We start from the raw sequence: 21,497 nt of genomic DNA on the forward strand, positions 1-21,497 counted from the left end.
AAAAGTATTTGATACTGTAGGGATTTCAAAGTGCATTCGATAAATATATATGAATGTTTTTCAAGGACATTACTGTAAGTTAGGAAACATAATAAAATAGTTATTGTATAATGACAAAAATTAAAGAACCTGTTAGTAATAACAGGTTCTGTGTACAAGGAGTTCAAGGAATACAAGGAAACCACTCCAGGGAAACCTGTGTATTTCTTGGCTTAATAGTAATGTATTCAAAATAAGCAAAAAAATGAATGAAAGTTAAGTAAAAGTTTTTTATGACCAAAAATAAAATAACCCGCTATTTAAAACGGGTTATTTCAATGAGGTGTACAAGGAATTCAAGGAAACTGGACCAGAGAAACCTATGAAATTCCTTGTGATAATAATGTATGCAAAGGAATCAATAAGGTTGATGAAATTTAAACAGAATTCTTATTTAATAAAAAACGTGTACAAAAAATGTACACGATTATATAAAAATTATGTCTTGCGTGCTCATTGCATTCTATGTTTATTGTATGTAAAACGTGATACATTGCAATACATTAAAAGAGCACTCTTAAAAGTGCTCTCTGACCAAAACTAATATTGAAAAAGGATACCCAAGATATTATATGTATGTTTTTTAGCTATGTGTAACTTTAAAACAAAATCTTTCTTTTACACAACAAAGCAGCTAGTTAATAAAACTAACTGCTTGTTGTACAAAAGAAACGCTGCGCTTACAGAAATAGTTTGTAACCTTAAGTTACAAAAATAGTATGAACAGGGTTAAAAATGTTATTCAGAAATGAAAGAAAACAAAATAAAAAAGAGCACCATGCATAAGTGCTCTTTAAGATAGGAGGTAACACTTTGAGCTGAATGTTTAGGTTAAAATTATATGGCGCAGAAAAGAAATAAGACCTAAAACTTATTTTCAACTCAATACAAAAGAGCAGCTAGCAAAAGCTAACTGCTTGTTGAAAAAAGAAATCTACACCAGGTTATTTACTGCCAGAGTTTCAAGAAATAAATGATTAAATTAATTTAATTTTTCAATTACAATCGAAGCATTTATATTTGTTTGTGTTCCACCTGCCAAAGTCTGTAAAGTAACTGCAGCAGCGGAAGTATGATTATTAAGGGTAATAATATCACCTGCAGCTAAAGAGAGAATTGTTTGCCCATTGTTTTGCTGAGTTCCTGCACCTGATCCATAAACTGCGTTGGTAACTGGAGCACCATTTAAAAAGAGCGTAAATTGATTAGGTTCAACTCCTGATACAGAAAAAGAAATCTTATAATCTCCTGCATTAATAACCATAATCTGAGAAGTTCCAGGAGTATGAGTAAAACCAGGTGTCATTAAACCATTCGAATTAAAAAGAATAGGTGCTTCTAAGGCAACAACTTGAGCTGCTGTATTGAAAATATAAGCGTATTGAGATAATCCAGATACTGTAAGACCGGTAGGCCCAGTAGGTCCGGTAGCTCCAGCGGTTCCTGGTAATCCAGTAGGTCCGGTAGCTCCAGCGGTTCCTGGTAATCCAGTAGGCCCAGGAATGCCTTGGATACCTTGGATACCTTGAAGCCCAGTTGGGCCAGTCGGGCCGATAGGTCCAATAAGTCCTGGATCACCTTGAATACCTTGGATACCCTGAATTCCAGTCGCCCCAGTTATTCCAGTGGGTCCAATAGGACCAATAGGCCCCGGATTACCTTGAATCCCCTGAATCCCTTGACTTCCTTGAGGTCCAGTGGGGCCAGGAATGCCTTGGATACCTTGGATACCTTGAAGTCCGGTTGGTCCTGGTGATCCAGTAGGTCCAGTGGGGCCAGTCACTCCGGTTGGTCCTGGTGGTCCCCCGGAAGGTCCAGTCGGGCCCGTTGGTCCTGGTGGTCCCCCGGAAGGGCCGGTCGGGCCAACAGCTCCAGAAGGTCCAGTTGGACCTACAGAACCAGGAATGCCAGGAATCCCTTGAGGGCCGGTCGGGCCAGGAATCCCTTGAATGCCTTGAATCCCAGGAATCCCTTGAATGCCTTGAATCCCTTGAATTCCAGTGACCCCCGTTATTCCAGTCGGTCCAATAGGACCTTGAATGCCAGGCTCGCCTTGGATACCTTGGATACCTTGAATTCCAGAAGGTCCAGTTGGACCAATAGATCCAGAAATCCCAGGAATCCCTTGAGGTCCAGAAATCCCTTGAGGACCAGTAGGTCCCAGGTTACCTTGAATTCCAGTAGGTCCGGTAGGTCCGGTAGGTCCCCGAGGTCCACCTGAAGGTCCGGTAGCTCCAGTAGGTCCCGAAGGCCCAGTAGCACCTGTTAATCCAGTAGCCCCGATTTGAGGCAACGGAAGGGCACATGGAAATGGGATGTGACATTTCTTTTTAAATTCACTCATTTTTACACCTCCGTTATAAACTAACTAGCCAATTTATATTTATACTTTAACAACTTATGAGCAAGCAGACATATGGGTGTAAGGAAAAACTATAAAAATTACATGAAAGGTTTTAAGAGCAAGCCTCTATTTTACATTCCATACCAAAAAGAGCACCATATATAAGTGCTCTTCTGACTAAAACTCTTAATGTAAAAGAGTATGTGATACCAAATGTAATTTTTTTATGGACGTGAAGTATTTGAACGAAAACGCTATTTGGCACAACAAAGCAGCTAGCTGAAGTAGCTAACTGCCTGCTGTAAATACTATTCCACATGGATACGCAAATTGTAACTACAAGTTACAGTTATAGTATAAACAGATTTGAAAATGTTATGCATGAAAGAAAACTAAACAAAAATTTCATTTTATAGAAATAAGGAAACTAAAAAGAGCACCATGCATCAGTGCTCTTTAAGATAGGAGGTAACACTTTGAGCTGGATGGTTAGGTTAAAAGTATATGATGTAGAAAAGGAATAAGACCTAAATTTTATTATTAACTCAATATAAAAGAGCAATTAGCTTTTGCTAATTGCTCGGCTCAAGGTAATAGACATAGAGTGGGTATTAGTAAAATTGGCTATTCACGAGCCTGTTTACAGTGTAACCAAGATTTTTAAATGTATTCCCTCTTTAAAAACCTTATTCAAACAGTGTTATTTAAAGAGGGAGTGGAGTAATGAAAAAGAATACTTTCCCTTTATACATGAGATGATTTTTTAATTCTCAATATTATATGAGTGTTAAGACAAAAATGTGTAATTAAAAGAGCAGCTAGCAAAAACTAACTGCTCGCTTCTCCAAGGGGGAAAGGAAAAAAGATTACCGTGTCATCTACATTATTGACGGAATATTGAGTTTTATTCAGGGGAGAAAAATTTATACATTTAAAATTAACATATGCATGTTTGAAATATGTCAGAGTTACTTATAAATAATCATAGCTTTAACGATTTCATAATAGTACTTTTTCCATGTTATTGTTTGTTTGTTTTCAGTAGTTAAAGTTAAAAGAAATTTAATCATTATATCATCACCCTTTCTTAACTTTAATTTTATAAGGAAATATACAAATTTAACATTTTATATGTAATTAATATGAATATTTGTATTTTCATATGAAACTAATAATATCTATTTAGTTATCGAATGGAAATATCCAAAAAAGTTTGTTAACATGGAAATTTTTTCAGATTATTTAACAAAATAATCCTTTTAAAGTGAAAGCAAACAGAATAAAGTCCGGCTAGAAAACTAGAGGACACCAATTCATTAAAGTAGCCATTAAAGCTGTTTTAGGAATAGGTGTCCTTTTTATTTTGAAAAGGGAGATGGGGAAATATGAAGGTACTAAAGGACCAATTACGTGAGTGGAAAAAGCAATCGAATCAAACAAAAAAGAAAACTAAGAAAAAACAGAAAGAGAAATTTAGTATTCGTGAAATTGAAGAGTTAATGGGAGTTCGTGAACCACGTTATGAACGTAGACGTGGAGCGTTAAGACAAAAGTAAAAAAATAAAAAGGAGTGGTCCTACATGACTAAACAATTATCTTTCTTACCAAAAATCGATAGATCAGCAACACAGGAGGAATTAGAAGGTGTGTTGGAAAGCATACGTATACATAGGCAATTTGGGATGATGCGTAAAGAAATGAAAGTTACTCCTTCTTATGAAATGCGTGAGCACGGTCCTACACATGCAGTTGGTAAGCCGTTAGAAGATGTTGCTATAGCGAATATTCAACAAAGTAAACGAGAAGAGTGGCTTGAGAGAATGTCATTACGTATTGATCAGTTTCTAACTCGATTAGGAAACGGTCGTGCTGGAAGTATTCAAAGGGATATTATTTATAAACGTTATTTAGAAGAAGAGGACGTATGTGATTACATGGTTTATAACGAAATAGGAATGTCAGAGCGTACTTACCGACGTTGGAAGTCTAAAGCGTTTTATAAACTTGCTTTTGCGCTTGGATTAGAAGTTTACGAGACAGAAGAAACTGGAGGTAATGAATAATGAATTTTGTTCAGCCGATACGTGATACAGAGCAAATCCAACAAATTAAAGAATATCTAAAAGAAAAGAATGAACGCAATTATATTTTGTTTGTAATGGGAATTAATACAGGTCTACGTATTAGTGATATTTTAAAACTGAAGGTTGGAGATTTAAATGGCAGCCATATATCAATGCGTGAAATGAAGACAGGTAAGCAGAAACGTATTCAGATTACTGCAGCATTAAGAAGAGAATTAAAATGGTACATTGAAGATATGGAAGACTATGAGTATTTAATTAAGAGTAGACAAGGAAAGAATCGACCAATCGGAAGAAGCATGGCATATAAAATACTTAGTACCACAGCAGCAAAGTTTGGTTTAGAAGAGATTGGGACACATACATTACGTAAGACATTTGGATATCATATGTACATGCAGACAAAGAACATAGCTTTGCTGATGGAGATATTCAATCATTCAAGTGAACGAGTAACGTTAAGATATATAGGAGTAAACCAAGATGCAATGGATAAAGCAATGACTAGGTTTAAAATCTAATCATTGCTTTTTTGTTCAAGGATAGCAACACATGCTTATCGACTTAAGAACAGAAACTTACGCTTGAACATAAAATCAAATTTAGATGAGCAAAGCTATTTCAAGTGAATAGAATCCACTCTTTAAGAATACATAAAAAATATATATACAAGCGTAGTCTAATCACTACATCATTGGCGAAAGTAGAATTCTATAAATTTTGGAGGAAGAGATATGCAAAAAAAGGTTCTCCTGTTTACAGATTTAGGGATTGATGATGCGTTTGCTATACTGTACACCTTTTTTCGTAAAGACATTCAACTTGTAGGAATCGTGGCCGATTATGGAAATGTATCAAGAGAAAATGTAATAAGAAATATTAACTATTTAAAGTACATTGCGGGAAGGGAAGAAATACCTGTATTCCTTGGTGCTTCTGTACCGTTGACAGGTATATTGACTCAGTATTTTCCTGAGGTACATGGAAAAGTTGGATTAGGACCTATTATTCCACCAGAAATTTCATATCCAATTTATCCTTTAAATGATATTTATCAAATTATAGAATCGAATTTAGAAGAACTTACAATTATCAATTTAGGAAGACTTTCTTCGCTAGCTACGACTTTTGTATTGAATTTAGAAACAATGCGAAATGTAAGAGAATGCATTTGCATGGGGGGAGCTTTTTTCTATCCAGGTAACGTAACTGCTGTGGCTGAAGCTAATTTTTACGCAGACCCTTATGCAGCAAACTTAATTCTGCAGCATGCAAAGAACTTGACGATTATTCCTTTAAATGTGACTCAACATGCGATTGTTACACCTGAGATGGTCCAGCAAATCGATGCATTTCATCGGAATACACAGGATCTTGCAGGACTCATCATCAAACCTATGTTAGATTATTATTATAATTTCTACTCCAAGTCTAATCCTGGTATAAGTGGAAGTCCTATGCATGATTTTGTAACGGTGTGGTATTTGCTGAATCAAGAGGCTGTTAGTCTTTCAAGGGTACCTATTAAAGTGATTCCTGATCAAGGGGAAGGATTTGGTCAAAGCATTGCAGACTTTCGTTTTGTTACTAATCCAGGCTATAAAACGCATAATGTAGCTTTTCAGTTTGATTATGAATGGTTCAAGAAGGATATTATGGAAACGTTCCTAAAGAAGAGAGTGTAACAGACTTTATTAACTTCAGATAATACGGATTATATGAATGAAATATCACTGCACTTCACGTACAAGAATTCGACTTTTTAGGTTAAAATTCGTCTAACATACATAGCTTCCGAAATGTTGGCTGTACCCTATCGCTATCAAGCTAACAGAATAAAATATTCCTGATTTCTGGTATATTAAAACTTTAAGTTGATGGATGTGGTGCTCCCCCACATCCATCAACTTAAGAAAAGTAAACACCCCAAAAACAAAAAGTGAGCTGACTTCTCAAAATAACTAACTATAGAGAAAGAGAAATTTCATTTAGTGGGTACTTCAAAACCTTAGCTTGATTGCGATGGGGTCACCATATCAAAAAAGAAAATTGTGCGTTTAGACATATTTTTCAACCGCTTCCTGTACGTTAAGGGACTCGTTATTTTTTTACAGTTTTTTATTATGAAATTCAAAATAACTAATTATAATAGGTGAAAAAAACGATCAATAGTTGGGGTACGGAAAGGATTCGAATTTACATTCTTTCTCAATACATATCATGGATAAATAAAGTAAAATATGGGTTGGGGCTATGTCTCATGTTGTGTTAATCCTAACAATAACTAAGGGTACATAATATGCTTTCATACCTTTGAATAATTTTGTTATAGAAGGGATGGAGATTTAACTGGCTCAAATTGTTGGTATTGATAGATACCTTTGTACTGGGGCTTTAATCTATATGCGTGAGGGCCTTTCCCTAAGTCTTTTCAGGAAGTAAGGATCCGTAAGCAAACACTTATACAATATGAATAGAGGAGAGGAATGCCTTATGAAAATATGTAGTCAGATTACATGTGCAAGTCTGGCCCTTTTAATAGCTGGAAGTTCCCTGTTATATACAACACCAACCTCAATTGTAAAAGCAGAGCCTACTCAAAATGTATCTAGTTCGTTACAAACAAATACTCAACGAGATCGTACTTCCGTCAAGCAAGCAATGCGGGATACATTGCAATTTGGATACCCAGGGATACTTGCTAAAACTTCTGAGGGTGGAAAAACGTGGGGGTATGCCGCTGGAATAGCGGATCTGAGAACCAAGAAACCAATGAAAACAGATTTTCGCTTTCGCATTGGGAGTGTGACGAAGACGTTCACCGCAACAGTTGTACTTCAATTAGTTGGAGAGAATCGCCTGAAGCTAGACGACCACATCGAAGACTGGTTGCCTGGTGTCATTCAAGGAAATGGATATGATGGTAACAAGATTACTATCCGGGAGATATTGAACCATACAAGTGGTATCGCTGAATACTCAAGGTCAAAAGACGTTGATTTTACGGATACAAAAAAATCGTATACGGCTGAAGAGTTAGTGAAGATGGGGATTTCTCTGCCTCCAGACTTTGCCCCAGGAAAGGGCTGGTCTTATTCAAACACAGGATACGTATTACTGGGCATTCTTATTGAAAAAGTAACCAAAAACAGCTATGCGGAAGAGATTGAAAATCGGATTATTGAACCACTTGAATTGTCGAATACATTCCTACCAGGCAATTCAAGTGTTATTCCAGGCACAAACCATGCCCGTGGATATGTCCAACCAGACGGAGCAAGTGAGCTAAAAGACGTTACTTATTACAACCCAAGTGCAGGTAGCTCTGCTGGAGATATGATTTCTACTGCTGACGACTTAAACAAATTCTTCTCTTACTTGCTTGGTGGAAAATTACTGAAGGAACAGCAACTAAAACAAATGCTTACTACAGTTCCTACAGGAAAAGAAGGAATCGATGGATATGGTCTTGGAATCTATGAAACTAAGCTTCCAAACGGTGTCTCGATATGGGGACACACAGGTGGCATTCTAGGGTTTACAACTCTTGTTGGAGGTAAACTTGGAGGCAAGCATACGTTGGTCGTCAATTGGAATAGTTTGGGTAGAACTGACAGTCCTAATCCTTTTAAAAAAATTTTACTTGCTGAATTTAGCAAGTAGGAAAAAAGGAAAAATTTATCGTAGTTTTCATAGTTAAAAATATACTTTTCTGGTTCAAAAGCCCCAACTTATTTTTAAGAAAAATTTGGGGCTTTTTTTGTTTTGGTAGCGTTTATTCTCCTTAAGTTGATGGATGTGTGGTGCTACCCGTATTCTATACGGTTACTCATTTTTATTGTGTTGTGTAACTCAAAAGAGAAAGTGCTATGAAGCTATTGATATCAAGGGCTGTAGCGTTTAGATTAGTTACACAAAATATAAGATATGGGTAAGTGGCAGTATCAAGGTATCGAATGGTGTATATACATAAATATAAAATGCAAGGGGGAGGTAATTGTGATTCATGTTAAATGAAGAACTATTAGAAGCAATAATTAGATACAAAAGGAATACTGGAAGAAATCCTGATGTGTTAAAGCTAAATCCAACTTATTTTAGAAATATTCTAGAAGAATTGAATTATCCACAGTGGATTATAAAAAAGAAAATGACAGAAATGAAAAAAAGTATATTCGGTGTATCAGTGAAATTAACAGATGCAGTGGGAAAATTTGAACTATGAAAAAGTTGGCAGAGTCGTGACCGCTTTTTGGCAGGAAATGTGCCGGTTATTTTGTAATTAACGTGTTATATTTGTATTGTGGGAAGTGGCGGGAAACACAACTCATTATGTTGTTTTTTAAATTCTAAACGGTTCGTAATGATGGCGCATAAAATCCGAAACCAGCAGATGGTAACGATTGAATGATACCGTTATTAAGGAGAGCTTTTGCTCTTCTTCCAGTTACTTAATAATGCATAAAAAGATTGGTGCAGCAATATTAGGTGATTGGAAGAAGGGTAAAACTTCATTTACCTTAATTAAAATACAAATAAATAATTGATATCAGAGCATCCGTAACGGTTGCTTTTTTCTTTGTTATATAGAAATTACACATTAAACGTATTTAAATACTGTTTTAGGTATAACATGAATTGACAACAAATATTAGATGTTAAATGTACCGTGAAACTCTTGGAAATACAATGATGGGAAATTATAATGATATTGGTATATTACGGGAGAAGGCGGAATTGTAGGAGTAAAGGGAATGTGCCCAGGTTGCATACCATATTGACCATATGAAGGATATTGAGGTAAATGTTGCCAAGCAGAAGCTGGAGCTACAACAATCCTCATCGGTAAAGGATTCATAATATAATCACTCCTAAAGTAGTATTCATGTAATAGGGTATGCGCTCACTGAATATAGATGTGCACAATCTAGGCCTATAAACATAATAATTAACGAACAGAAAATACGGTTACTAATCTTATGATGTGTCCATTAGGGATGTTTTATTTTTAGAACAAACATGTGTATAGCAATTAGAGCAGGCGCTGCCGTGATCTGGGTGGTGTCTTGTTTGTTGTTAAGGAAAGATAAGCGCAAACGTGTTGCATTTATTATGAGGTGATACATATGGAATTAGAATTATTAAATGATTTAACAGCAGAGTTAAAGACACGAGTTTTATCTGATGCAGTTACATGGGAATTAATTAATATTATTGTATTGGATCATTTAGAGAGAATGACAGATAAAACAAAAATGAATGAAATGGGTATAGGGATGTATGGTGTTAAATGGGAAGATGTTAATTTGAAACCATATGCAGCGCTAGATAATGTTATTGGTGTTAATGATGCTCATCTTATTAGCGGCCTTTCTCCTGGTCATATAAAGAATCTATGTGCAGCAGGTGCTATTGAATCCAAAAAGGTCGGCAATACGTGGATTTTAGATAATGAGAGATTTAGAGTATGGTTTGAATGCTCCCAATTAAACGAAACAAACTCAACACAACCCAAATATTGTAAGGGGTGATGGTATTGTCAAATGTACAATATACTGCTCATGCAAATAATGGTAGTAAAGATGCTACAGAATATGTAAATGCATTAGCTTATATATCTTCATTTTTGTTAGCTTATTCTGATCAGAAAGTTATCGATAAATTGCTAACTCAATCCAATGAAAAAGAAACTGAACTAATTAATGGTATTTTAAGTGGATTGCAACTGCGTTTGTCCGAAAACTAGTGTCTCAAAAACAAAACATTATGAGACACTGAATATATGGGCCTTAAAACCTATAAAAATGGTATAACAAATGTCTCAAAACTATGTCTCAATTAATAATTGAATTTGATACAGGAATTTGATACACTTTTTATATCAAATAACAAGGGATGATGGTGCATGATATTCGGATATGCTAGGGTTTCTACTAAAAAACAAAATTTAGATATGCAATTGGATGAATTAAACCGTTATGGTTGTGAAGAAATAGTTACAGAAAAAGAAAGTGGAGCGAAAAAGGACAGAAAAGAGCTTCAATTATTACTTGGCAAACTTCGTAAAGGTGATACATTGGTTGTTTACAAGTTAGATCGTTTAGGAAGAACCATGCACCAGTTAGTTAATTTATTGCAAGAATTTAATGATAAGGAAATTCACTTTGTTTCTATTAAAGATGGTATTGATACATCTACAACAATGGGAAGGTTTTTATTTCATATATTTGGTGCAATGGCTGAAATGGAACGCGAGGTTATTAATGAACGTGTTGTTAGTGGTGTAGCTGCTGCAAAAGAACGAGGAAAACAAGGTGGTCGCAAACGTGCTCATACTCCGGAACAGATAGAGGGTATGCTAAAAATGGTTGAACAAGGGTTACCTAAAGTTGATGTCTGTAAGATGTTCAATGTTTCAAGGGCAACTTTATATAGATACATAAATGAAGAAGAAAAAAATACGAAAAATTTAAAGTAGCGATTACGCTGCTTTTTTATTTTGTAAAGCAATTAGCGTGAGGTGGTGTAAATGGAGGAAGAAACTATAAACGTTCCTACATGCTCTGTTTGTAATGAGCCGTGCATGTGGACATTAAAAATGCCATTAACTATTACTCATTTTGATAAAACATATCTCCGTGAAGCAAATACGGATAATGCTCATATATGCATTGAGTGTTTAGAAAAGGAAGTGCAAACAATTGGATAAGGGGGCAGGTGTTATGTAATTATGGCCAGACAACGAAGTCCAGACCGTAACAAAGCGTATGAAATATTTAAAGAACATAATGGTGATATTACGAATCGTAAAATTGCCGAATTGTTGTCTACATCCGAAAAAACTGTAAGTGAAAAAACGGTTGGCGGATGGAAATCCAAAGATGGATGGATAGACAAATTAAATGGAGTACTCCATAAAAATGAACGGAGTACTCCAAAGAAAGATACGGAGTACTCCAAAAAGAAACCAGGAGCACCCAAGGGTAATAAGAATGCTATAAACAATCGTGGTGGAGCCAAAAAGGGTAATAAAAATGCTATCGGTAATTCTGGTGGTTCTGCTCCGTTACGTAATGGTAATGCTGCTACTCATGGTTTGTATAGAAAGTATTTACCAAAAGAATTATATGATTTAAAAGAAGAGCTAGAGGAAGCAATTAAGAATGATCCTTTATCGATTCTATGGGAAAGTATAATGTTGCAGCATGCTCAAATTATTCATGCTCAACGTATTATGTTCGTTAAAGACAACGAAGACATGACAAAGGAACTGCGGAAAAATAAACTTACCGAAAGCGGCTATGAGGAAGAGTGGGAGATTCAATTTGCTTGGGATAAGCAAGCTAGTTTCTTAAATGCTCAATCTAAAGCACTTTCTACATTATCTGCTCTTATTAGAGATTTTGATAGATTAGCAAATATAGATGATGAGCGAAGGGCCAAACTTGAGTTTATCCAGGTTCAAATCGACAAAATTAAATCTAATACTAATAATGATGATAACAATATTGAGCCAGTTGTCATTGTAGACAATATCAGTGGTGATTTAAATGTCTAAAAAGCAAATCGCTGAAATACTTCCACCAGCTTTTCATCAAGTATGGTTAGCCCGTAAAAGTGAAGCGATATTAAAAATCGTTTGTAAAGGCGGCCGTGGTTCTGGTAAATCTACTGATATATCTATTTGTATTGTGATGGATCTTATTCAGTTTCCCGTTACAGTACTTTGTATACGTAAAGTAAAGGATACAATAAGAGAATCCTGCTATGAGCAAATAAAAGAAGCTATAGAAATACTAGGTGTAGAACATTTATTTCGTTTTAAAGAAAGTCCGATGGAAATTATCTATAAACCGCGAGGAAACAAAATTATATTCCGTGGTGCCGATGATCCTGCAAAAATCAAATCTATTAAGATAGCAAAGTATCCAGTTGCTATTGCGTGGTTTGAAGAATTGGCCGAATTTAAATTAGAAGAAGATGTTTCTACAATAGAGAAGTCTATTTTACGTAAAGAATTACCGAATGGATTGCGATATAAAATGTATTACTCGTATAACCCACCGAAGAGAAAACAGTCTTGGGTTAATAAGAAGTTTGAAACGCAATTCAAGCCAAAGAATACATTTGTACATCATAGTACATATCATGATAATCCTCATATTTCTAAGCAGTTCGTAGAAGAAGCAGAAGAAACAAAAAGGCTTAAACCACAGCAATATGAACATGAATATGAAGGGAAACCGACAGGCAGCGGTGTTGTTCCATTTAGTAACCTTACATTCAGACGTATTACAGATGAAGAAATCAAATCATTTGATAATATACGTCAAGGGATTGACTGGGGTTATGGGAATGACGCACTGTCTTTTGGTCGTATGCATTATGATAAAACGCGCAGAAAGCTTTATATATTCGGTGAAATACATGGCGTTAAAATCAGTAACCGCTCATTAGCTGAAAAGATTAAACAGCTTGGTTGGGATGACGTCGAGATAATTGCGGATTCATCGGAACCAAAATCAATTGATGAAATGAAAAATGATCATGGTATTAAGAAAATCAAGGGTGCGGTTAAAGGGCCTGGTTCTGTTGAATACGGTGAAAAATGGTTGGATGATTTAGAAGAAATCATAATTGATCCGGAGCGTTGTCCAAAAACTGCAGGAGAATTCGAAAATATTGATTATGAAGTTGATAAAGACGGTAATCCCAAAAATAGATTACAAGATAAAGATAATCACAGTATCGATATGACCCGTTACGCATGTGAGGATGATATGAGTAAACGTAAAGTAGTTATGGGTGGAAAGGTTAAAAGAGTGTAGTCGGACATTTATTGTTCGGCTATTTCTTTTGCTCTCTATTAATAGAAGAAAGGAGGACATACAAAGGATATGAGCGACAAGAAAACCATAAAGAATGTAAAAGTATTTAGTATAAATAAAGCTGCAGATGCTCCAAAGAATAAGGAAGATAACAGCAAACAAATGGCAGTTGACCCATTCGCGCAAATATATGGAGATAGGGGATTGGTTAAGCCTCCTTATGATATGAAGGTATTAATGGATATAAAGGAAAGTAACCCTATTCATTCTGCTTGTATTAGCGCGAAAGTGGATGATATTGCAGGTGTTGGTTTTGACTTCGCGCCTTTTGAAGAAGTGAAAGAAGCAGCAAACCAGGAGCAATATGAAATGCTAAAAAATTTCATGCGGAAGTGCAACCCAGAAATGACAAGTTCAGAAATTCTTAGAGCTGTATGGGAGGATTATGAAACAGTTGGTTGGGGCATTATTGAAGTTGTTCGCGATAATAAAGGTGAAAGTCCGGTAGAGCTTTATCATATACCGGGACATACAGTACGTGCTCATAAGGACAAAATACGCTTTGCTCAAATCGTAAACAATAAAGAAATCTGGTTTAAAAAGTTTAATTATCCAGATGATTATCATCTTGCTGATGGTAGGCCTTTAGGTGCAGAGGATCTCGAAGGAAATGGAACAGAAAAAGCCGGAGAAGTAATTGTTATTCGTAAGTTTGGTTCTCGTTCTTCTTATTATGGGATACCTAATTACGTTAGTTCTATAGGTTCGATAGTTGGCTCACAAGCTGCAAGAGATTACAATATCGACTTTTTTACAGGCAAAACCATTCCTGATTCCATTTTATTTCTTGAGGGAGTCGATGAAGTAGATTCTGGAACAGAAAATGAACTGAAAGCATTCTTCTCTGCAGAAACAAAAGGAGAACACCATAAATTAGCCGTTGTACCTGTTCCAGATGGTGCAAAAGCAAGATTAGAAAAGATTAGTCCAGACGTAAAGGAAGGTAGTTTCCGTTTATATAAGCAGGATAGCGCAATGGAGATATGTGTGGCCCATCGTGTACCACCTTATCGTATCGGTTGGGCTATGACAGGTTCATTAGGACAAACAACTGCTAAAGAAATGAACGAGATGTACAAGCGTTCTATTATTGAACCTGGACAAGAAATATTAGAACATCGATTAAATAATCAATTGTTCCGTGTATTTGCTGAAATACTAGGCGGTTTAGATTGGTATTTCAAATTAAATGAAATCGATACGGATGATCGTGAAGCAGATTTGAAGTATGCAAAAGACAGTTATGAAGGTGGAATATTAAAACTGAATGAGTCCCGTAAAGTAGTAGGTTATGAACCTGTACCAGAAGGGGATAAATTCTTTGATGGTACAACTGCCCCTTCTCTACCGGAACCTATTGCAAAAGCTGCAGACAATGAGCAAGATAACTTAATTGCTATTAATGCATTTAGGGAAAAGCATGAAGAAATAGACAAAGCTATGCAAAAGAAGGTAGCTGATTTTTTTCAGAGCAGGGAAAACGGCTCTTAAACCTGCTTCCCGTAATTCGTATTAATAAAGCAAATGAAGAGATTGATCTTGTAATTGCAGAAGCAGAAGTTGATGAATTTCTGGATAGTGTTGATTGGGATGAGGAACGACAAATGTTTGTCGATGAAGTCACGGGCACACTACAGGATGATGTAACAGAGTTTGTACAGAGTACTATAGCTTCTAACGGTTTAACCTGGATGGTATTAGATCCAATTGGTGACGTTGCTGCAAAATGGGTAGCTACTTACGCTTTTGAATTAGCAAAGGGAATACATGAAACCACTAAAGATAGATTAAGAGAAACAATGCTAAAGAATCTTAGTGAAAGAATGGGTGTCGATGCATTAAGTGTTTCCATTGCAGATGTGATGTCAGAAGCAAGTAACTACAGAGCAATGATGATTGCACGTACAGAAACAACATATGCAATGAATTACGGCAATTTAATTGCTTATAGGGGCGCAAATAGAAACAAGAAAACATGGCTTACAGGAAACGATGAGCGTGTTTGTAAAGAATGTGGTGGTTTACATGGGGAAACGGTAGGTATTGATGATCTATTTAGTAATGGAAAGATGTGTCCGCCAGCTCATCCACATTGTCGCTGCACTATGATTTCAGAAGAGTAGTAAAATACACCTATTTGATTGGGGTTTCATCGTCAAAACGTATATGGCTTTAAATTGGCTGCTATGCGTTTTGACAGTGGAACCCCAATATTTATAGGGAAGGAGGTAAAACGATGGGATACGAACTAAAAAACGCCAATATTAGTTATGTTTCATTAGTTACAAAGGGCGCAAACGGTCGTCAATTTGCCATTATGAAAAGCGAATCTGCTAAACAACCAAATATATCAAAACAAGTTCCAATCCTTAAAACAGAGGAAGAGAAGCAGCTTGTTACAGGTGTTGTGTATGAACCGGATGTAGAAGATTCACACGGGGATACAATGACTGCAGAAGAAATAGAAAAGGCCGCTTATACCTTTATGGAAAATTACCAGCACATCGACAAGCAACATGACGAAATCGCTGGTAAAGGTACAGTAGTCGAAAACTGGATTGCTAAAAGTGATATGACAGTAGGCGAACAAGAAGTACAAGCAGGAACATGGCTTATGACTGTTCGCGTTGATGATGCAGATACGTGGGAAGAAATTAAAAAAGGTGAAGTCACTGGTTTTTCTATGGGTGGATTTGGTGAACGTGTGGAAATCGCTAAGACTGATGATTTTACTCATGAAGATAAAGGTCTTATTCGAAAGATGTTAGATTTCGTTAAAGGTGAAACTCACAAAATCACAAAAGGCGAAGTAAAAGACCGCTTTATTGATGAAAAACAAAAACGTGATTTACGAGCTGTATTTAATTTGTTTGAAGATGTGTTCTATTGGGAGATTTGGGAAAGTAATCCCGATATCGACCGTATGGCAGCTGCTCTTGATGATATGAAGGACATACTTTCTTCTATTAAAGGCGGTTATACCATCGCTAAATCAGAAGATAGTGTACAAACAGAAAGCATTGTATTAGAAAGTATTAAAAAAGCTGGGAAAGTATTGTCCCAAAAGAATCATGCAAAATTAGATGAAGCATTAGCTTTAATTAGTGAAATAAAAGAAGCCGCTACACCACAGGAGGAAGATGAAATGAAAGCAGAAGATATTGCAGAGATTGTTAAACAAGCAGTAGAGCCACTAGCTACTAAGTTAGAAAAGATTGAAAAGCAGGTGAATGGTGAAGAGGTAGAGCCGACGCCAGAAGAGCAAACAGAAGAAGAAAAAGCTGCAGCAGTTATTCAAAAAGCACTAGAACCAATTACAAAGCGACTTGAAAATATCGAAAATGCTGCTTCTATCCGTAAAGGTTTAGATCCAGATGAAGAAGTTACACCAGGACAACAACAAATTAAAAAATCTAAATGGGCAGGATTGAACCTGTAAGAGGAGGATTTATCATTATGACAATGACTAACGCACAATTATTAAAACGTTTAGATCGTATTGAAAAGGCAGCAATGACAACAAGTGGAATGAATGCAGGGTTATTAAATCCAGAACAAAGTAAAGAGTTCTTCCGAATGGCATTTGATACAACACCATTCTCACAATTACACCGTAAAGAAATGCGTAAAGCAAAACAAGGTGAATTAGATAAAATTGCAATTGGTGGCCGTATCTTACGTAAGAAAACGGAAAATAGTGATGATAATTATCGTGCAAATGTTCAAACTTCTAAAATTGAGTACAATACAAAGGCTATTCGCTTACCTTGGGAGATTACAGAAGAATTACTCCGTGAAAACATTGAAGGTGAAGGATACGAAGATACCGTAATGGCCCTCATGTCTACTCAATTAGGTATTGATTTAGAAGATTTACATTGGAATGGCGATACAGAGTCTTCAGACGGAATGTTATCTATCAATGATGGATGGTTAAAAAAAATCAAGAAATCGAAAGAATCTCATATTGTCGATCACGCTAAGTTAGTAACTGGTACAGGTGAAGCAGCCGCAGCGAATGGATTTGGAAAAGGTTCTATCTTCGCTTTATCCAGTGCGATGCCAAATAAATATAAAAACAGCAATTTACGTTGGATTATGTCCCCAAGCCGTAGAGAGAAATGGATTGAGTATTTAACAAATCGTCCTACTGGCGCTGGTGATGCTGCGTTACTTGGAGCAGGAGATCAAGTTAATAAACCAATGGGATACGGAATTGTTACGGTTCCATCTTTAGAAGACGATGTTATTATTCTTGCAGACCCTAAAAACTTTATTGCAGTTAATACATACGACACTCGTGTTCGTAAAACTACAGAAGGTAAAACTGCAGTAATGGAAGATAAACGATTCTATGTAATTCACTTTGATGATGATGCTGTAATTCAAGAAATGGATGCAGTAGCAATCCTAACAAATATTCCGGATACGTTTGGAGCTTAATATCCAGGCGTATTTTTTATGGGAATAAACACTTTATTATTAGGGTTTTGAATGTATACTTTTTTAATATTTTCTTGTTTTTAATGGGAAACGAGATGTAACCAATAAAATCAGCAATACGAATGTAAACTTTCATGTAATAGTTTACATTCGTGAAAGGGGTGTTAATTATGAAAGTAGTTACGCTACGATATGGTGGCACTTACACCGCTTATGGACAAAAGTTTAAGAATGGCCAAGAAGAAACAGTTGCAAATGAAAAAGCTGATTACCTTGTAAGTACTGGACATTTTGAACTTGTAAAAGAAGTCGATAAGAAGGAGAAAGAAACATAATGGATATTACCTTGCAGGACATTAAAGACCGCGTAAATGTGCAAAAGATGCCTGATACAGTAATTCAAGAACTAATAGATTACTATGCAGTTATTACTAGAAAGTATTTAAGAGTTAAGCCGGAGAATCCAATGAAAGAAGTCATCCAAACAAGTAAACTAGCGTGGCTTTCTTTTCCTGCTGAATCTATAGCAAAAGTAACTCATGTTAGTTCGAAACAAGATATGACCGATTCTATTACTGTAAATGGCCGTATTGTTTATGGTTTATCCGAAAATCAATTGTATGAATTCGAATATAAGATACAAGATTATGATGATCTGCAGGTACTTATGAAGAAATGTATTATTGATTTGGTTGTTTCTGCAGTAGTTCGTGCTAACTTACAACGAAAAGGTATGAAGACATCGGAAAGCATTGGGGATTACTCGTACCAGATTAGCCCAGAAACGCTAGATGAACCAGATACAAACAATAAGATACTCAATGGCTTAAAAGGGTTTAGAGCAAGAGTTAAGCCGGTGATGGCTACATGAATACGTACTTCGATGATGGTGATATGGATGATTTATATATTCATGAGGTAGTAGTAAAACGAAAAATGAAAAAGAAACAATCCGCTGGTAACTATGCGGAAGTACCAGTGGACGTTTACGAGAAGATGATTTGCCGTGTAACTACTAATTCTGCTACTGATAATGAGAGGTTTAAGCGTGATAAACAAAATTTTGATACAACCTTTAAGATATATGCACCTGCTTCTTACATAATTAAACCCAATGATCTTATTCATTTCAAAAATGAAGATGTGGGTGTTGATTATACATTTGAAGTAAAAGGAGAGCCGCGTAATCCTGCATTTATGAATCATCACATTGAAATTTATTGCGAAAAGGTATGATTCTATATGGCGAATTCAGTAGAAATTGAGTACTCAAGTAATATGGAGCAAGTAAAGACGCATATTAACGCTATGTGTGTTGAAAAAGTCACAGCAGCATCTATTCATTTACAAAATCAAGTTAAGAAGAATCTCACAGGTAGCCGTAGCGGTAAGCAATACAAAATACCTCATACGAGTCGTAAATATACTGCTTCTAAACCAGGTGAAGCTCCTGCTGTTCGTACCGGTGACTTGTTAAATTCGATTAAATACAATGTTAAACGGTCACAATCAGAGGTATTGGGTGCAGTAGGGAGCGATTTGAAAAAAGCAATATGGCTTGAAACTGGTACAAGTCATATGGAAGCCCGTCCATTCCTATTAAAAGCGTTTGAAAAAGAACGTAGAGAACTTAAAAGAATGATGGGAGGGTAATACATGTCTAACGCTATTGCAGCTATTAGAATGCTTGTAGAGAACGATGAAATAATAAAAGATAATCTATCAGAGTATGGTGAAGGCGAGGACAAAGGGCCTGCTCTTTCATTCCAAACTGCACAAGATGATATGGAAATGCCTTATGTAGTGATGAGAATTGAAGCAGATAATCCGGATGATGTTGAAATTATAGATCGTATGATTCTAAATTTCGATGTGTATTGTGATAATGGGGATTATGATAAGGCAAAGTTAATTGCTACACGTATTGAGAAGTTACTAGATAGAGAAGTGGGTTTAAAAGATGATGGGATACTTTCTATACATCGTGCAGGGAAACTGCCGGTACCGGATGAAGACCCATCTATCATTCATATAAATGCAAAATTTCTTGTCCGAACCATGCGAACGGACTTGTATTAGGGGGTAGGACAAATGAGCTGGAAATTAATTAATGGTGTCCGTGAAGGGACTACAGATAATTTTGTTATCGGTCCTGGTGTCATGTACAAAGGATTTAAAAGTGTAAAAGAATTAGGTGAACTTGTAGGAGCGACTACAGGCGGAACTAAAGTGGGTTTTGATCGTGAGTATTATGATGCAGATATTGATGGTGTGCTAGGTAAAATGGTGCGTGGTAAGTGGTTATTAAAAGATGAACCACATGTAGAACTTACATTAGTAGAGTTCACAAAAGAAAACCTGCAGTTAGCTTTACCTGGTATGACGGTAGATAGTACAACTGAAGAAGAATACGATATTATGAAACCTTCAAATGATATTCCAGATTCAAATTATCATGATATTGCACTCATTGGTATGATTTCGGGTAGTGAGCTACCAGTTATTTTTGTAATTCGTAATGCAATGGTAGTTTCCTCTATTGAAGTAGATCTTAAAGACGGTAAAGGAACGGTTGGTTTGAAATGTAAATTTATTGGTCATTACAGTGAATCTGCACCAACTACACCACCATACGAAATTTATTTACCAAAGAAAAAGAAAACAACAGTACAAAAAGCACCGGCTACCGCATAAATGGTAGTCGGTTTTCTATTACATAAAACGAGCTAAATGCTAAAAGGAGAGAACAAAATGGCTTCTATTTTAGAAAAAATGATGAATACCGGTACAGAAATTACAATCCTAGGCGAAAAAGTAGCAATGCGCCGATTAAATGTAACGGACGTTTGGCGATTTGCAAAAATTATCTCAAAGGTTGGACGCAGTGCAATGGCTAACTTTGCTGGTTTCGGTAAGGATAAGCAAGAAATGGATGAACTAACTAAAGCTGCTGAATCTCTTCCAGAAGAAGAAAAACAAGCGCAATTATCTGCACTTAAAGAGAAGCAACAACAAAAAGGATTAGAATTTGCTTTCCGTGTTCTAACGATGATCCCTGCTTGCGAAGATGATTTTACAGAGTTCTTTGCTAGTTTATTAAAAGTGAAAGCAGAAGAATTTAGACAGTTCCCTCCGGAAGCAATGGTTGCTGTTATACAGGGCCTATTAGAAAGTGAAGACTTAATGACTTTTTTCAACCAGGTCAAGGGACTCGTGAAAGTTCAGAGCGAGAAATGGAACCAATCAGCAGTAATTCCAGCAGCAGCTCCGATTCAAGCGTAAATGAAAATTCAGATGAATATTTAGAAGAAGCCGAACAAAACATGTTACGTGCTTTCGACAAGATCCAAAAGCGGTATGGATGGACAGATGAATATGTCTTATCTATACCGTATTCGCGTTTAATGGACCTATTTTCTTTAATTGCACGAGAAGAGCAGCAAGAAGAACTAAATGAGTGGAAGAAGATGGCGTTCATTGGCTTTCAAACTCGTCAACTAGAAGAAGGTACTACTTTTAATGATTATCTTCAAGCTTTTGGATTAACTGACACCCAGGACAATAAAGAGTCATTTTATGAAATGGGTGAAGTATGGACGAAAGAAGAGTGTGAAGCGCATGTTGAGCAGATTATGGCTCAATTCCAGGAAGACGACGATGAAGAATAAAATGGTTATCGGCCCCAGAAGGGGGTGCGTA

The 21,497-nt window shown here is 36.2% G+C and carries 26 protein-coding genes; 24 read left to right on the forward strand and 2 right to left on the reverse strand.

The window, feature by feature from the left end; genetic code table 11:
• Positions 1 to 1,021 precede the first annotated feature (1,021 nt).
• On the reverse strand, positions 1,022 to 2,383 hold the full coding sequence (locus ACTFP3_RS06980; protein WP_440009800.1) for a BclA C-terminal domain-containing protein: 1,362 nt from the start codon (positions 2,381 to 2,383) through the stop codon (positions 1,022 to 1,024).
• Positions 2,384 to 3,768: 1,385 nt separating this feature from the next.
• Here ACTFP3_RS06980 and ACTFP3_RS06985 point away from each other — a divergent pair.
• From ACTFP3_RS06985 to ACTFP3_RS07010, 6 genes are all read left to right on the forward strand, one after another.
• Positions 3,769 to 3,939, forward strand: a complete 171-nt coding sequence (locus ACTFP3_RS06985) for a hypothetical protein (RefSeq protein WP_440009802.1) — start codon at positions 3,769 to 3,771, stop codon at positions 3,937 to 3,939.
• Between the two features lie 24 nt (positions 3,940 to 3,963).
• Positions 3,964 to 4,446: an ArpU family phage packaging/lysis transcriptional regulator gene (locus ACTFP3_RS06990; protein WP_063536214.1), complete on the forward strand. Its 483-nt coding sequence runs from the start codon at positions 3,964 to 3,966 to the stop codon at positions 4,444 to 4,446.
• Positions 4,446 to 4,988: a site-specific integrase gene (locus ACTFP3_RS06995; protein ID WP_063536215.1), complete on the forward strand. Its 543-nt coding sequence runs from the start codon at positions 4,446 to 4,448 to the stop codon at positions 4,986 to 4,988. Before ACTFP3_RS06990 ends, ACTFP3_RS06995 begins: the two co-directional genes overlap by 1 nt.
• A gap of 213 nt (positions 4,989 to 5,201) precedes the next feature.
• Positions 5,202 to 6,152 (forward strand): nucleoside hydrolase, encoded by a 951-nt coding sequence (locus ACTFP3_RS07000; protein ID WP_063536216.1) that lies wholly within the window; start codon positions 5,202 to 5,204, stop codon positions 6,150 to 6,152.
• A gap of 808 nt (positions 6,153 to 6,960) precedes the next feature.
• The gene (locus tag ACTFP3_RS07005) at positions 6,961 to 8,130 is read left to right on the forward strand and encodes a serine hydrolase domain-containing protein (RefSeq protein ID WP_440009807.1); all 1,170 of its coding nucleotides are present in this window, start codon (positions 6,961 to 6,963) and stop codon (positions 8,128 to 8,130) included.
• Between the two features lie 343 nt (positions 8,131 to 8,473).
• Entirely contained in the window at positions 8,474 to 8,692 is a 219-nt protein-coding gene (locus ACTFP3_RS07010) for a hypothetical protein (protein WP_063536218.1), read from the forward strand.
• Between the two features lie 426 nt (positions 8,693 to 9,118).
• Here ACTFP3_RS07010 and ACTFP3_RS07015 read toward each other — a convergent pair whose 3' ends face one another.
• A complete protein-coding gene (locus ACTFP3_RS07015) occupies positions 9,119 to 9,325 on the reverse strand; it encodes a hypothetical protein (protein ID WP_001068928.1) in 207 nt (68 codons plus the stop codon).
• Between the two features lie 268 nt (positions 9,326 to 9,593).
• Here ACTFP3_RS07015 and ACTFP3_RS07020 point away from each other — a divergent pair, with 268 nt between their 5' ends.
• From ACTFP3_RS07020 to ACTFP3_RS07105, 18 genes are all read left to right on the forward strand, one after another.
• A complete protein-coding gene (locus ACTFP3_RS07020) occupies positions 9,594 to 9,998 on the forward strand; it encodes a hypothetical protein (RefSeq protein WP_063536219.1) in 405 nt (134 codons plus the stop codon).
• Positions 9,998 to 10,213, forward strand: a complete 216-nt coding sequence (locus tag ACTFP3_RS07025) for a hypothetical protein (protein ID WP_063536220.1) — start codon at positions 9,998 to 10,000, stop codon at positions 10,211 to 10,213. Before ACTFP3_RS07020 ends, ACTFP3_RS07025 begins: the two co-directional genes overlap by 1 nt.
• Before the next feature lie 159 nt (positions 10,214 to 10,372).
• On the forward strand, positions 10,373 to 10,945 hold the full coding sequence (locus ACTFP3_RS07030) for a recombinase family protein (RefSeq protein WP_000576168.1): 573 nt from the start codon (positions 10,373 to 10,375) through the stop codon (positions 10,943 to 10,945).
• Between the two features lie 51 nt (positions 10,946 to 10,996).
• Entirely contained in the window at positions 10,997 to 11,176 is a 180-nt protein-coding gene (locus ACTFP3_RS07035; RefSeq protein WP_000390790.1) for a hypothetical protein, read from the forward strand.
• A 21-nt stretch (positions 11,177 to 11,197) separates the two neighbouring features.
• Positions 11,198 to 12,025, forward strand: a complete 828-nt coding sequence (terS, locus tag ACTFP3_RS07040) for a phage terminase small subunit (RefSeq protein ID WP_063536221.1) — start codon at positions 11,198 to 11,200, stop codon at positions 12,023 to 12,025.
• Entirely contained in the window at positions 12,018 to 13,295 is a 1,278-nt protein-coding gene (locus ACTFP3_RS07045) for a PBSX family phage terminase large subunit (protein ID WP_063536222.1), read from the forward strand. The genes terS and ACTFP3_RS07045 overlap by 8 nt, the downstream gene beginning before the upstream one ends.
• Before the next feature lie 69 nt (positions 13,296 to 13,364).
• Positions 13,365 to 14,846, forward strand: coding sequence for a phage portal protein (locus ACTFP3_RS07050; RefSeq protein ID WP_440009811.1), 1,482 nt, complete (start codon positions 13,365 to 13,367; stop codon positions 14,844 to 14,846).
• A gap of 113 nt (positions 14,847 to 14,959) precedes the next feature.
• A complete protein-coding gene (locus tag ACTFP3_RS07055; protein WP_440009814.1) occupies positions 14,960 to 15,478 on the forward strand; it encodes a phage head morphogenesis protein in 519 nt (172 codons plus the stop codon).
• A gap of 113 nt (positions 15,479 to 15,591) precedes the next feature.
• The gene (locus tag ACTFP3_RS07060) at positions 15,592 to 16,794 is read left to right on the forward strand and encodes an XkdF-like putative serine protease domain-containing protein (protein ID WP_063536225.1); all 1,203 of its coding nucleotides are present in this window, start codon (positions 15,592 to 15,594) and stop codon (positions 16,792 to 16,794) included.
• A gap of 17 nt (positions 16,795 to 16,811) precedes the next feature.
• Positions 16,812 to 17,798, forward strand: a complete 987-nt coding sequence (locus ACTFP3_RS07065) for a phage major capsid family protein (protein ID WP_063536226.1) — start codon at positions 16,812 to 16,814, stop codon at positions 17,796 to 17,798.
• Between the two features lie 170 nt (positions 17,799 to 17,968).
• Positions 17,969 to 18,133 (forward strand): YqbF domain-containing protein, encoded by a 165-nt coding sequence (locus tag ACTFP3_RS07070; RefSeq protein ID WP_000869888.1) that lies wholly within the window; start codon positions 17,969 to 17,971, stop codon positions 18,131 to 18,133.
• Complete coding sequence (locus tag ACTFP3_RS07075) at positions 18,133 to 18,669, forward strand: hypothetical protein (protein WP_063536227.1); 537 nt, start codon at positions 18,133 to 18,135, stop codon at positions 18,667 to 18,669. Before ACTFP3_RS07070 ends, ACTFP3_RS07075 begins: the two co-directional genes overlap by 1 nt.
• Positions 18,666 to 19,034, forward strand: a complete 369-nt coding sequence (locus ACTFP3_RS07080; protein WP_078186924.1) for a hypothetical protein — start codon at positions 18,666 to 18,668, stop codon at positions 19,032 to 19,034. Before ACTFP3_RS07075 ends, ACTFP3_RS07080 begins: the two co-directional genes overlap by 4 nt.
• Positions 19,035 to 19,040: 6 nt before the next feature.
• Positions 19,041 to 19,451 carry an HK97-gp10 family putative phage morphogenesis protein gene (locus ACTFP3_RS07085; RefSeq protein WP_000024034.1) on the forward strand — a complete coding sequence of 137 codons (411 nt, stop codon included), beginning with the start codon at positions 19,041 to 19,043 and terminating at the stop codon, positions 19,449 to 19,451.
• 3 nt (positions 19,452 to 19,454) lie between these two features.
• On the forward strand, positions 19,455 to 19,877 hold the full coding sequence (locus ACTFP3_RS07090; RefSeq protein ID WP_000063400.1) for a hypothetical protein: 423 nt from the start codon (positions 19,455 to 19,457) through the stop codon (positions 19,875 to 19,877).
• A 12-nt stretch (positions 19,878 to 19,889) separates the two neighbouring features.
• Complete coding sequence (locus ACTFP3_RS07095) at positions 19,890 to 20,492, forward strand: hypothetical protein (RefSeq protein ID WP_000118570.1); 603 nt, start codon at positions 19,890 to 19,892, stop codon at positions 20,490 to 20,492.
• Positions 20,493 to 20,549: 57 nt separating this feature from the next.
• Positions 20,550 to 21,080, forward strand: a complete 531-nt coding sequence (locus ACTFP3_RS07100) for a hypothetical protein (protein WP_063536229.1) — start codon at positions 20,550 to 20,552, stop codon at positions 21,078 to 21,080.
• Positions 21,032 to 21,466 (forward strand): hypothetical protein, encoded by a 435-nt coding sequence (locus ACTFP3_RS07105; RefSeq protein ID WP_063536230.1) that lies wholly within the window; start codon positions 21,032 to 21,034, stop codon positions 21,464 to 21,466. The genes ACTFP3_RS07100 and ACTFP3_RS07105 overlap by 49 nt, the downstream gene beginning before the upstream one ends.
• Positions 21,467 to 21,497: the final 31 nt, after the last annotated feature.

The organism is Bacillus cereus group sp. MYBK5-2 (assembly GCF_051915685.1).
In the GTDB taxonomy this organism is placed as follows: Bacteria; Bacillota; Bacilli; order Bacillales; family Bacillaceae_G; genus Bacillus_A; species Bacillus_A cereus.